The organism is Bacillus rhizoplanae (assembly GCF_917563915.1).
Classification (GTDB): domain Bacteria; phylum Bacillota; class Bacilli; order Bacillales; family Bacillaceae_G; genus Bacillus_A; species Bacillus_A rhizoplanae.
The window spans coordinates 1-12751 of sequence record NZ_CAKJTI010000014.1 but is presented as its reverse complement, the minus strand read 5'-3'; the positions used below and the strand labels follow the sequence as shown (position 1 = coordinate 12751).

Genomic DNA, 12751 nt, shown 5'->3' with positions numbered 1-12751 from the left:
ATATGTAAGGTGGGAAGGGGGATTTTATTATGCCAAATATAAAAAAAATCGCGGAAATGGCAGGGGTCTCGATTTCTACCGTTTCACGCGTTTTAAATAATCATCCGTATGTAAATGAGCAAAAGCGAAAAGAGATATTAGCAATTATCGAAAAGTTAAATTACACGCAAAATTCGAATGCCATCCATTTAGTAAGAGGGAAAACGAATGTTATTGGTGTGCTCCTTCCTTTTGCAAACAATCAATATTACAGTGCAATTATAGAAGGTGTTTCAAGAGAGGCCGCAAAACATAATTACAATATGATGCTCTGCCAAACTGGTTATAGCGCGGATAAAGAAATAGAAATTTTGAATATGTTAAAGATGAAAAAGTTAGACGGAGTCATTATATGTTCGAAAGTCAATGCTTGCCAGGAGATTGAAAAGTACGCAAAGTTTGGTCCAATTGTGACGTGTGAAGATACAGTATCAAGTACAATTTCCAGTATTCATATTGATCATTACAAAACGTTTGCGCTAGGAATGGAATATTTAATAGAAAAGGGACATAAACGAATTGGTTACTGCGTTGGACGAAGTAATAGTTTCAACAGTCAAAATCGAAAGCAAGCGTACTTGGACGCTTTATCATCTATCCATGTTATGCCGAAAGAGGAGTGGAAGTTTGTAGATTGCTTTACAATAGAGGACGGGACACGTGTTGTTCAATCACTGCTTCATATGAAAGAGCGGCCGACCGCCCTTCTTGTATCTTGTAATCATATTGCAGCTGGTATTGTAACAGCCGCCCAAAAAAGCGGCCTTTCTATTCCAGATGATATCACGATTATTGGTTGTGATGATCAGCAAGTTGCAGAGATACTAGATATTACAATAATTGCTCATTCGAGTGTAGAGGTCGGTGCAGGTGCGTTTACAATTTTGCACGACCAAATTACGAATAGAGAAAAAGAAGTAAAAAGAATTGAGTTATTTGCGAAATTAACGGAAAGACTTACAACATAAGGAATAAAGTGAAAAGCACAATCTGGATTAAAATGATTGTGCTTTTTTCATAGGCTGATGAAAATCGCTTTTCGAATTTCCATTTGGTATAATATGGTCAATCTATAAGGGGATAAAGGGGTTTTAGGATGAGATCGAAATTTGTGAAAGCTATTTTATTTGTTACACTGGCATCTTTTTGTTTATTTGCTTACGGCTTTATTGCCGGTGTAAATGATGTTCTAAATCCGAAAGCCTCTAAGTTAACTCCCGCCGTGCCAAAAGAAGCAAAAGGGAAACAACAAAAAGGAACGTTACAAATTGTTAGTTTAGGTGATTCTTTAACGCGCGGTGTTGGAGATAAAGAGGGCATTGGATATATTGGACGTATGAAGAATGAATTGCAAACAAAATACAAACAAAAGGTAGCGCTTACAAATTTAGCAGTGAGCGGTGCAAAAATGCCTGATTTACTGAAACAAATGGAAAGCAGCGGCGCCGGGTATGCAATTAAGCAAGCTGATGTGCTTGTTTTGACAATCGGAGGAAATGACTTATTTCCAGGATGGGGGTCGCTTGGGAATCTTGATTTAACGACGTATCGCCCTGATACAGTAACATTTCAAAATAATGCTAAGCAAATTTTATCCAAGCTGCGGCAATTAAATCCAAACAGCCCAATTTTCTGGATTGGTTTGTATAATCCATTTGAAGATGTAGAGGAGTTAAAAGGCTCGTCTCCAATTGTCATTGATTGGAATGCGTCATTAGAAAAAATTGCACTCGATTATCCAAACGTATATGTTGTCCCGACATTTGATATGTTCCAAAATCGTGGTAAGGATTTATTATATTCTGATCACTTTCACCCGAATGAAACAGGCTATACATTCATAGCGGATCGGTTATTACAAAATGTTGTGAGTAAATTAAAGCTTGCTGGGGGTGAAGAGAAATGACGACGGTACTATCTGCACGAAATTTAAAAAAAGTGATCAAGAAAAAAACGCTTGTTGAAAATGTGTCGTTTGATATACAACAAGGAGAAGTATTTGGTTTTTTGGGGCCAAACGGAGCGGGGAAAACAACAACGATTCGTATGCTTGTCGGTCTTATTCAAGCAACAGAGGGAACAATTTCAATCGGTGGTTATGATATAAAAGAAGATTTTCGCGGGGCGATGAGGCAAATTGGGAGTATCGTTGAAAACCCTGAATTGTATACATATTTGACTGGCTTTGAGAATTTAAAGCAATTTGCTCGCATGCTGGGCGGGATTTCTGATGAGCGTATTATAGAAATTGCAAAAATGGTACATCTTGATGAACGCATTCACGATAAGGTGAAAACATATTCACTTGGAATGAAACAACGCCTTGGGATTGCACAAGCTCTTCTTGGGAATCCGAAACTCCTTATATTAGATGAACCGACGAACGGACTTGATCCGGCTGGTATTCGAGAACTTCGTGAATTTGTGCATACGCTTGTGAAAGAGGAAAACATGAGCGTATTCATCTCCAGCCATTTGTTAAGTGAAGTGCAAATGATTTGTGACCGTGTTGCGATTATTAATAAAGGAAAAGTGATTACGGTAGCAAGGGTTGAAGAATTAGTGAAGCAAGCGAGTGGCCGTGTGGAGTGGGTTGTGACACCGCTTGAAAAAGCAAAGGCTTTGCTTGAAGAATCTGGTGAAGTGACAGAACTTGTAGTAGAAGAAGGACGATTATTGTGCCGTATGAATGAAGAACGTGTAAGTTTTTATAATAAGAAATTAGTAGAGCATGATGTAGACGTTCATAGTGTAAAAGAAATTGTATTTACATTGGAAGATTTATTTATGGAACTGACAAAGGGGGAGCAACATGCGTGAATTTGCGAACCTCGTCTATAATGAGGCGGAGAAAATATATCGAAAGAAACGCATTGTAGTAGTTATGCTCATTTTGGCAATTTTAATTCCAATTTTTGTTTATGCGCAGTACCGGGAAGTGCAGACGACTATAAAACGTCTTGGTACGAGCGATTGGAAAGTTTCATTGCAGCAGCAAATTGTTGATTCACAAAACCGTTTAAATAATTCGCGTCTGCCGGAAGAATGGAAGAAATGGTTAAAGGTAAACGTGGAGCAGCAACAATATTATTTAGATCATAATATTAATCCAAGTGCCCCAGGAGCGCCGACATTTGTACGCGCCTTTATTGAACAAGGAATTACGTTATTTATTCCGCTTCTCGTCATGATTGTAGCAATTGATATCGTATCGGGAGAACGGAGCGATGGAACGATGAAAATGCTCCTTACTCGGCCAATTCGGCGCTGGAAAATTCTTTTAAGTAAATACGTGACAATGGTGTTGTTTATTTCGCTCATTTTGCTGTTTGTTGGTATTCTTTCTTATGTATTATCAGGAATAGTATTTGGTTATTCTGGGTGGAATTTGCCGGTGCTGACAGGGTTTATCACTGAGAAGGATACGTTAAACACAAACTTTGTTCATCTTATTCCGCAGTGGCAATACATTGTTATGGCTTACGGACTTGCTTGGTTTGTAGCGGTCGTCGTCGGTACAATCTCATTTATGGTTTCTGTGCTGATTCGCAATACGCCAGCTGGTATGGGAGTTATGCTGGCAGCGTTAATTGCTGGGAATATCTTGAATAATTTTGCAACGTCTTGGGAAGGTGCAAAATATATTTTTAGTGTCAATTTATCGTTAACGGATTATTTATCAGGACAGTTACCAGCGCTGCAAGGATTATCGATGAGCTTTTCATTACTTAATCTAACAATATGGGCAGTTGTATCGCTCATTATTGCTTTTGCAGTATTTACAAAACAAGATATGGTCAATTAATACGATAGGAAGTGAAAGAATGGAACAAATACTAAAGAATGATTGGGAGCCGTTGCTCGCACCTGAATTTGAGAAACCATATTATCAACAATTACAATCATTTTTAAAAGAAGAATATCGTACACATGTTGTGTATCCAAAGCAGGAGGATATTTTTAATGCTTTGCGTTATACAAGCTATCAAGATACGAAGGTACTGATTTTAGGACAAGATCCATATCATGGGCCAAATCAAGCGCACGGTTTAAGTTTTTCCGTGCAACCTGGCGTACGTACGCCGCCGTCACTGCAAAATATGTATAAAGAATTGCTGGATGACCTTGGCTATCCAATCCCGAATAACGGCTATTTAGTAAAATGGGCAGAGCAAGGTGTGCTTTTACTAAATACTGTATTAACTGTGCGTCAAGGAGAAGCCAATTCCCATAAAGGAAAAGGATGGGAAGCTTTCACAGATCGCATTATTGAATTGTTAAATGAACGTGAGAAACCAGTTATCTTTGTGTTATGGGGCCGACCTGCTCAGGCAAAGAAAAAACTCATTACAAATCCAAATCATCATATTATTGAATCTGTCCATCCAAGCCCATTATCAGCACGCCGAGGGTTCTTTGGCAGCAAACCATTTTCAAAAATAAACAACTTGTTAGTAAAACAAGGAGAACAGGAGATTGATTGGCAAATTCCGAACCTCTAAATGAGGGTTCTTTTATTGAGAGATTTGTACATGCAAAAACAGACCGCTAAATAGGTAGCGGTCTGTTTTTATTTATTTATTAATTTTCTTCTTTTTTTAATTTCGCATCTAGTACGAATGTACCAAATGGAATAACAGATGCAACAAGCGCACCAAATGCCCATGACTTTGATTTATGATGAATAGTGGTTACTTGAAAGACAGCGTAGATAAATAGTATAAACAAGACACCATGTGCCATACCTGCTACAGTAACGGCTTTTGCAAAACCTGCAAAATATTTCAGTGGCATTGCGATGAATAGAAGGATTAGAAAAGAAATTCCTTCAAGTACTCCAATGACTCTCAAACGTCCAATCGGTGTTGATAACATAAAATGACCTCCTTATAAGCTTGTCTATGATAAATTTGTATTCTTTTTGTGAATAAAATAGCCTATTTTATTCCATTATAAACGAAAATAAACTTTACACTACAAGAATAGTGCAAAGTTCAAAATATCTTCACAAGCTGCTAAAAATAAAAGATAAATCCCGCTGAAATATTTGACTTCAGCGGGATTTTATAGACGATTGGTTTAACTAATCTTCAACGAGCAAGCTATTCTATACAAGCACTTCGCTGTTTAATACAAATTGTTCTACGACTTTTGCAACACCGTCGTTCATGTTTGTGTCTGTTACATGATTAGCGATGGCTTTAATGTCATCAGGTGCATTGCCCATTGCAACGCCAAGGCCAGCAAATTCAATCATTGCTAGGTCATTGTAGCTATCGCCCATTGCGATAACTTCTTCACGTTGAATACCAAGTTTTTGGATGAGTTGGTTTAAGCTTGTGCCCTTTGTTACGCCATCCTCTGTAAATTCTAAGAAGAATGGCTTTGAGCGCATAACACTTAATTGGCCTTCAAATTCTTGTTGTAATTTTTTTTCAACTTCTGCAAGGCGTTCTGGTGCTTCCATCATTAATACTTTCACAACAGGTTCTTTCACTGCATCTACAAAACTATCAATTTCAATAATTGGCATACCCGTAATATGAGCTTCAACTTCTGTATATTGATTATTTTCTTCTGTTACAATGTCATCGCCGATATACGTATGAATCCAAACATCCTCGTGCTGGCTTGTTTTGTATAAATTATGAACGATTTCAGGTGATAACGTACTGCTAAATAATTCCTCATTTGTTTTGCAGTTAATAATTTTTGCGCCGTTAAACGATAAAATAAAACTTCCGTATTCTTCTAAACGAAGTTCTTTTGCAATCGCCCACATCGCAAATGTTGGACGGCCAGAAGCTAGTACAACTTTCACGCCGCGCTCTTGTGCTTTCATCAGGGCTTCTTTTGTACGCGGTGAAATGGTATGGTCATCGCGTAGTAACGTATCATCTAAATCTAGTACAATCATTTTATAAGACATTTGAATGGTCCTTCCTATATGAATTTAACATAAATTATAAGGCATCGAACTTCTTTGTTAATGGAATCGATTCCGTATGAATTCATATATGAGCAGAAGAATCTTGTCTGCTCGTATATGTCTCTATTATCGTAACAATACTTAAAATAGACTGCAATGCTTGAAGTTTGCCAATTTGGTTTACATTTTGTGTCGATTGGTTTAACTAGCTTTTAATAGGAGCTTTCCTCTAAGATGCTTGTTTGTCCGTTGAACGAGAAAATAAAACTTCTAGTATAATTGCCATTACAGAACCGAGTACAAGGCCGTTGCTTAAAAAGGATGCAAGAAACGGTGGAAGTGAAGAAAAGGATCCTGATGGGATGAACATGACGCCAATCCCGGTAAAGAGAGCAAGACCGGAAACTTTGAATAAGCGCTCTTTATCTTTTACAGTTTCATATTCTCGAAAAGCTAGCCCAATCATACTTGCAAATACAGGATAAATAGCTGCATAACCAACCGCTACTGGAATCGCTGCAAAGAAAGATGTAACTTTCGGAAATAGGCTAATGAGAATAATAAAGGTTGAACCTAGAATAAACGGTAATCGTTTATAAATATTTGTTGTTGAAATAAAACCAGCTGATCCAGAAATAGCAACAGGCCCAATTGCCGAAAAAAGGCCCCCAAGAAGCTGGTTGATACCAGTAATAATCCCTGCTTGTTTAAATCGATTTTGTATTGCGGTTTCTTCATGTTTTGAAACGACTTGTTGCACAACGCGAATACTTGCTAGCATGTTTGTAAGCAGTAGTAGTGTTACGAAGACAACGGTAATGACCATATTCCATTCAGCGCGGGGCATGCCAAAAACAAAAATAGAAGGAAGATGGATGATATCATTTACTGGTGTAATTGGATTAGAGAGTCCAAAGGAAGCAAATAGAACCCAACCGATTACGATACTACATAAAACAGAATATTGTCCCAGAACAGGTAGCTTCATAATAAAGAATGATAGTAAAATAACAATGAGAGAAAGAAGAAGTACTTTTCCTTGTATTTCTTTATGTTGTCCATCAAGTCCAAACATCCCTTTCAAAAAGGAGCCGCTTAACTGGGCAACGAGCAGAAATAAATATGTTCCGACGACAGTTGGTGTAAAATAGCGTACGAGCTTATCGATGAGCCCTAATACACTAAGAAGGATACAAATGAGACCGCTTAGTAAAAAAGAATATTGCAGTACACGAAGTGTTTCACCACTTGACCCAAATAACACAATTCCGAGGCTGGCGTATAACGAAAATATACCCCACCAAAGTCCAGCAGGCCCTTCTTGAATTGGCAAGCGATGTCCAAATACAGTTTGTAATATGCCGGCAAAGCCAAGAACAAATAATGTTCGTTGTACAAAAGCGATAGCTTCTGCCCCTTCAAGTCCGTAACTAGTAGCAACACTAATCGGAACAATAAGACTACCGGCTAAAATAAATAATGCCCATTGCAAGGCAGAAAGAAATGTTTTCATCTTATCGACCTCTTTCTTGTATTCCGTTTCTAGTATATATGTATTTGATTTGTTATGGCAAAGATTGAACATAGAGAAAAGAGATGAAAGAATATCATGAGTGCACGTAAACAATTGACTATTGCAATTATATGTATGTGTTTCGTTGTAATTGTCGGAACAATCGGGTTTATGATAATAGAAGAGATTAGTATGTTTCAATCATTTTGGATGACAATGATTACGGTATTAACAGTTGGATATGGAGATGCCGTTCCATTAACGAAAGCCGGAAAGATTTTTGCCCTTTTAATTATTCCACTTGGTGTTGGTATTGTGACGTATGCGATTGGGGTAGTAGCAGCTATGATTGTTGAGGGGAATTTATTTCAAGCGATGCGGAGGAAGAAGATGGAGAAACAAATTGCGGAAATAAAAGATCATATTATTGTGTGCGGATGCGGCAGGGTTGGTTTGCAAGTTGTGCAAGAATTACGAGAAAAAAACATTCCGTTTATTGTTGTTGATAGAGAAGAGTTTGTATTAGCAGAGCAAAAGCTGTTATATGTACACGGCGATGCAACAGAAGATGAAGTGTTACATAAAGCTGGTATTACGAGGGCAGCTGGCTTAGTGGCGATTGTTGCGAGTGATGCAGAAAATGTGTTTATTACATTAACTGCAAGAGGTCTAAACCCGAATATTAAAATCATAGCTCGGGCCGAAAAACAAGAGTCGGAAGAGAAGCTAAGGCGCGCTGGTGCGAATAAAGTCATTAACCCATCTAGTATGGCAGGAATTCATATTGCCAAAGGGCTTGCGAACCCTTTAACCGTTCATTATATAGATACAGTGCTGTATGGAACAGAACAGAATTTTGTTATTGAAGAAATTGAAATGGCTGCAGGATCATCCTTAATTGGAAAAACGTTAATGGAAGAAAATATAAGGAATCGTTTTGATGTTACGATTTTAGCAATTTTGCGAGATGGATATATTATTCATAACCCAACAGGGGCGGAAAAATTAGCAGAACGTGATATGATAATAGTATTTGGTCCAATAGAGAAATTGGAGCAATTTGAGAAAGAATTACAATACATGAGGTGATAAAGAATGCAAATATCTAGCGATAAGATTTTAAATAAAATGGCAAGCGAAATTGCAAAAGCGAAAGGAAGCGAATCACATAAAACGAAAGAACATCTTCTAGTTGTTCGTGCATTATGCGATTTATTGCTCGAAGAACAGACGGAAGCTCCTGTGTATGTTGAACCGAAAATACAAACACATGTTATAGCGCCGCAAATGCCGGTTCAACCAATTGCTTCGTTTTCAGGAGAGCCTGTATATATAAAAGAAGAGGATGCAAACGGAAACTCTCTTTTTGATTTTTAAAAGTTAAATAGTTGGATTGTGTGTAAAAATTTCTTATTATAAAAATAAAAAGGGGGAATTCTAATGAAAATTTTCTTCTTATTAGGTTGTATTGCAGCTGCACTAGCTGTTGCACTCGGTGCATTTGGAGCGCATGGACTTGAAGGGAAAATCTCTGCAAAAATGTTAGATGTGTGGAAAACAGGTGTTACGTATCAAATGTTTCATGCAGGTGGATTATTTGTTGTAGCTTTGTTAATGGACAAGATTCAATCTTCTCTTGTAAGCGCAGCAGGCTGGTGTATGGTGGCAGGCATTATTATGTTTTCCGGAAGCTTATACGCATTAAGTACAACTGGTATGAAATTTTTTGGTCCAATCACTCCGCTTGGCGGCGTAGCATTTATTGTAGGCTGGGTTTTATTAGGAACTGCGGTCGTAAAAGGGTTATAAAGTGAAACTTCTTCTTGGGAAACGTTTTTCTTCCCAAGAGGTTAGTTGAACCAATCGGGCCCTTACAGATGGTTTGTACTTTACTTCCTTGTCTAACCTCTTACCAGCTGTTTGGGCGGGATAAAAATAAAACAAAAGCTGGCATTTGCCAGCTTTTTCTTATCATCTTGGAGGGTAAGTTGCTGGTTGTTGTCCTGGGAAGTAGGTGATTTCTCCAGGAAATTCTACATAGTCAAGATAGATCATAAGCAGTAAATAACGTTTTCCGGACTTAGGTTCACTTACAATGATATGATCGCGTCCTGCAGCCTCAATGATGCCTGTATAGGATTGTGTACCAAGTGTGCTGCCGCGCTCATATGTCATGAAAAAAGTCGCTGGTTTTCCTTTGTTTAAACGAAGGATATTTTCAATATACGATTGCTCAAGTGGAAGCATGCCTTGAGAAGCGGCAATTTGCGCTTGAGTAGGTTGCGGCGTTTGTGGCATTTGCATTTGTTGTCCTTGTTGACCTGGTTGCCCTGGTTGCGGCTGCATATATCCACCAGATGGTTGATAAAATCCTCCCCCATAGTATGGGTTTTGTTGCTGTGCCATACAAAATCCCTCCTCTTTTCAGTTCACTAAAACACACTTGGACAGTCTTCACTAGTTGGTTGAAAAAAGCAATGGTTTTTAAAACGACCAGAATTTTCTTGATTAAACCAAGTTGATGGACAATCACCTACTGGCCGGTAAAACCATAAAGAAAAATTAGCAGGCCAAAAGCGTTCACCTTGAACTGTGCGTCTTGCCAAAGCAACATCACTGTCACGAGCACGCTGATAAAAGTAACCTTTTTGCGTCGCCTCAAACCCACCAGGACTTTGAAATACCATTTGACGAAGGTTTCGAATTTTTTTAAAGTCTAAGCAATTCCCTCTTACGCGATTGACGCCGACATTTCCAACCATAAGCATTCCTTTAGGCCCTTCTCCTTCTGCTTCTGCCCGCATTAACCTTGCGAGTAGTTTTAATTCTTCATCTGTATAGGCAATAACACCCATCTCTTTCACCTCTCTTATTACTCTGCTAGAGAAAAGAAAGTGTAGAACAATCACTAATTCATAGGTATGAAAAAAAAGGAGCAGATATGACAACTAAGCCATGTTTTGTGATGAGGGATAATCTTTAGTTTTGTCCCGCATTAACGGGCAGTAAGCCCCCCACCTCAAGGTGCAGAGAAACGCGAAGAAGATAGGTGGGGGCTAACTGCCCGTAAAAGTCCGATTGGTTCAACTAACCATCAGTGGGGGATGAAGAAAACCCCTACTGATGGAAGTTTCACTTTATTGAGGGTTGATTCAACTGAGAGTGTTAGCAGGGGATAAAAAAAGGAACGAAAAATCGTTCCTTTTTAGCTTATACATGTAAAAATTTTGCGACCTTCTCGCTTGGTAAAATGTTTCCAACGAAAAATGTTCCAAACTCACCGTAACGTGCACTTACTTCATCAAAGCGCATTTCGTATACAAGTTTCTTAAATTGAAGAACATCATCAGCGAATAATGTTACGCCCCATTCATAATCATCAAAACCTACAGAGCCAGTAATGATTTGACGTACTTTTCCTGCATATTGACGACCGATTTTGCCGTGGCTATACATTAATTTTTTACGCTCTTCCATCGGTAACATGTACCAGTTATCATCACCTTGGCGGCGCTTGTCCATCGGATAGAAGCAAATGTGATTTGCTTTTGGTAATGTTGGATATAGACGCGCAAGAATTTGTGGATTTTGGTACGGATCTTCTTCAGCAGGAAGATAGTTACTTAACTCCACAACAGATACATAAGAGTATGTAGGAAGCATGTACTCCGCTAATGTTGTTTTGTTGAATTCTGCTTCAATTTCATTTAATTCTTCCATTGTTGGACGTAAAATCATGAACATGATATCAGCCTTTTGCCCAACGATTGTATACATTGCATGGCTACCTTGTTTTGCAGTTTCTGTTTTGTTCCATTTTTCAACGATGTTTAAAAATTCGAACATTGCTTGCTGACGCTCGTCACTAGATAATGTTTTCCATGCCGCCCAGTCCATAGAACGGAAATCGTGTAAACAATACCAACCATCTAACGTTTTTGCTGCTTCACTCATTAGGTTCACCTCGAATAGTCAAGTTTTACACGTTAACTATATCATATATAGATGAAAAAGCATGTATCGGAATCTTGGGAGCACAAAATTGTCACATTTCATGGCGGAATTTTAAGAAAATATAATCATTTTTATTTTACCTATTTTTTAGAAGCAATAAGTTTAAAATATAGATAAAAAGCGGTATTCTTAAATATGGATTTGAATTTGTAGGAGGGTTATTCGTGAGCGATTTATTTACAACAGTAAAAGAAAAAGTTCAAGGTAAGGGCGTTTCTATCGTACTTCCTGAAGGAACTGATGAAAGAATTTTAGGCGCTGCAGAGCGTTTAGCAAAAGAAGAGTTAGTAAAACCAATCTTAGTTGGTAATAAAGAAGAAATTAGCGCAAAAGCTGCTAGCATGAACTTAACATTAGCAGGCGTTGATATTTATGATCCAGCTACATACGAAGAAATGGATGCAATGGTAGCATCTTTCGTTGAACGCCGTAAAGGTAAAGCAACAGAAGAAGCTGCTCGTGAAATCTTAAAAGACGAAAACTATTTCGGTACTATGCTTGTATACATGGGAAAAGCACAAGGCTTAGTAAGCGGTGCAGCTCATTCTACAGCTGATACGGTTCGTCCAGCACTTCAAATCATTAAAACAAAACCAGGCGTTACAAAAACTTCTGGCGTATTTATCATGGTACGTGAAGAAGAGAAATATGTATTCGCTGACTGTGCAATCAACATTGCTCCAAACAGCCAAGATTTAGCTGAAATTGGTATCGAAAGTGCAAAAACAGCTGAATTATTCGGCATCGATCCACGCGTTGCAATGTTAAGCTTCTCTACAAAGGGTTCTGCGAAATCCCCAGAAACAGAGAAAGTTGTAGAAGCAACTCGCATCGCAAAAGAAATGGCTCCTGAGTTAACATTAGACGGTGAGTTCCAATTTGACGCTGCATTCGTACCATCTGTAGCAGAAAAGAAAGCACCAGGCTCTGTTATTAAAGGTGATGCTAACGTATTCGTATTCCCAAGCTTAGAAGCAGGTAATATTGGCTACAAAATTGCACAACGCTTAGGTAACTTCGAAGCAGTGGGACCAATCTTACAAGGCTTAAACATGCCAGTAAATGATTTATCTCGTGGTTGTAACGAAGAAGAAGTGTACAAGTTAGCTCTAATTACAGCAGCTCAAGCACTATAATTATGAAAAAAGCCCCGCATCTGAAGTGAACCCAAAAAGTTAGACGCATATTTTAAGCAGCTAATGAGGAATGAGTTCTGTATTGTACAGGGCTCATTCCTTTTAGTTTTGTTTTGATTC

At 38.3% G+C, this 12751-nt stretch carries 15 protein-coding genes; 9 read left to right on the top strand and 6 right to left on the bottom strand.

The features are described from left to right. Positions 1–29 precede the first annotated feature (29 nt). The 5 genes from LRP84_RS13780 (at position 30) to LRP84_RS13760 (ending at position 4541) form a co-directional block, all read left to right on the top strand. Complete coding sequence (locus LRP84_RS13780) at positions 30–1007, top strand: LacI family DNA-binding transcriptional regulator (protein WP_230575605.1); 978 nt, start codon at positions 30–32, stop codon at positions 1005–1007. Between the two features lie 128 nt (positions 1008–1135). After that, complete coding sequence (locus LRP84_RS13775) at positions 1136–1945, top strand: SGNH/GDSL hydrolase family protein (protein ID WP_230575604.1); 810 nt, start codon at positions 1136–1138, stop codon at positions 1943–1945. After that, positions 1942–2859, top strand: a complete 918-nt coding sequence (locus LRP84_RS13770) for an ABC transporter ATP-binding protein (RefSeq protein WP_230575603.1) — start codon at positions 1942–1944, stop codon at positions 2857–2859. Before LRP84_RS13775 ends, LRP84_RS13770 begins: the two co-directional genes overlap by 4 nt. Continuing rightward, on the top strand, positions 2852–3844 hold the full coding sequence (locus LRP84_RS13765) for an ABC transporter permease (protein ID WP_230575602.1): 993 nt from the start codon (positions 2852–2854) through the stop codon (positions 3842–3844). The genes LRP84_RS13770 and LRP84_RS13765 overlap by 8 nt, the downstream gene beginning before the upstream one ends. 19 nt (positions 3845–3863) lie before the next feature. Further along, positions 3864–4541 carry a uracil-DNA glycosylase gene (locus tag LRP84_RS13760; RefSeq protein WP_230575601.1) on the top strand — a complete coding sequence of 226 codons (678 nt, stop codon included), beginning with the start codon at positions 3864–3866 and terminating at the stop codon, positions 4539–4541. A 79-nt stretch (positions 4542–4620) separates the two neighbouring features. Here the strand turns inward: LRP84_RS13760 and LRP84_RS13755 are convergent, their stop codons facing one another. The 3 genes from LRP84_RS13755 to LRP84_RS13745 all read right to left on the bottom strand — a co-directional run bounded on the left by LRP84_RS13755 (position 4621) and on the right by LRP84_RS13745 (position 7481). Further along, complete coding sequence (locus LRP84_RS13755; protein ID WP_230575600.1) at positions 4621–4914, bottom strand: DUF3817 domain-containing protein; 294 nt, start codon at positions 4912–4914, stop codon at positions 4621–4623. Between the two features lie 232 nt (positions 4915–5146). Then, the gene (locus LRP84_RS13750; RefSeq protein ID WP_230575599.1) at positions 5147–5968 is read right to left on the bottom strand and encodes a Cof-type HAD-IIB family hydrolase; all 822 of its coding nucleotides are present in this window, start codon (positions 5966–5968) and stop codon (positions 5147–5149) included. A gap of 229 nt (positions 5969–6197) precedes the next feature. Next, positions 6198–7481, bottom strand: a complete 1284-nt coding sequence (locus tag LRP84_RS13745; protein ID WP_230575598.1) for a purine/pyrimidine permease — start codon at positions 7479–7481, stop codon at positions 6198–6200. 96 nt (positions 7482–7577) lie between these two features. Between LRP84_RS13745 and LRP84_RS13740 the strand changes: the two genes are divergently transcribed. The 3 genes from LRP84_RS13740 to LRP84_RS13730 all read left to right on the top strand — a co-directional run bounded on the left by LRP84_RS13740 (position 7578) and on the right by LRP84_RS13730 (position 9290). Then, complete coding sequence (locus LRP84_RS13740) at positions 7578–8570, top strand: potassium channel family protein (RefSeq protein WP_230575597.1); 993 nt, start codon at positions 7578–7580, stop codon at positions 8568–8570. Between the two features lie 6 nt (positions 8571–8576). After that, positions 8577–8858 (top strand): YwdI family protein, encoded by a 282-nt coding sequence (locus LRP84_RS13735; RefSeq protein WP_230575596.1) that lies wholly within the window; start codon positions 8577–8579, stop codon positions 8856–8858. A gap of 63 nt (positions 8859–8921) precedes the next feature. Further along, entirely contained in the window at positions 8922–9290 is a 369-nt protein-coding gene (locus LRP84_RS13730; RefSeq protein ID WP_098310084.1) for a DUF423 domain-containing protein, read from the top strand. 162 nt (positions 9291–9452) lie between these two features. On the opposite strand, the gene gerQ is transcribed toward LRP84_RS13730, so the two are convergent. The 3 genes from gerQ to hemQ form a co-directional block, all read right to left on the bottom strand. Continuing rightward, positions 9453–9887, bottom strand: coding sequence for a spore coat protein GerQ (gene gerQ / locus LRP84_RS13725; RefSeq protein WP_230575595.1), 435 nt, complete (start codon positions 9885–9887; stop codon positions 9453–9455). Between the two features lie 26 nt (positions 9888–9913). Further along, positions 9914–10336 (bottom strand): cell wall hydrolase, encoded by a 423-nt coding sequence (locus LRP84_RS13720; protein WP_230575594.1) that lies wholly within the window; start codon positions 10334–10336, stop codon positions 9914–9916. Between the two features lie 355 nt (positions 10337–10691). Further along, on the bottom strand, positions 10692–11435 hold the full coding sequence (hemQ, locus tag LRP84_RS13715) for a hydrogen peroxide-dependent heme synthase (protein WP_230575593.1): 744 nt from the start codon (positions 11433–11435) through the stop codon (positions 10692–10694). A gap of 224 nt (positions 11436–11659) precedes the next feature. Here hemQ and pta point away from each other — a divergent pair, with 224 nt between their 5' ends. After that, complete coding sequence (gene pta, locus LRP84_RS13710; RefSeq protein ID WP_098310080.1) at positions 11660–12631, top strand: phosphate acetyltransferase; 972 nt, start codon at positions 11660–11662, stop codon at positions 12629–12631. Positions 12632–12751 lie beyond the last annotated feature (120 nt).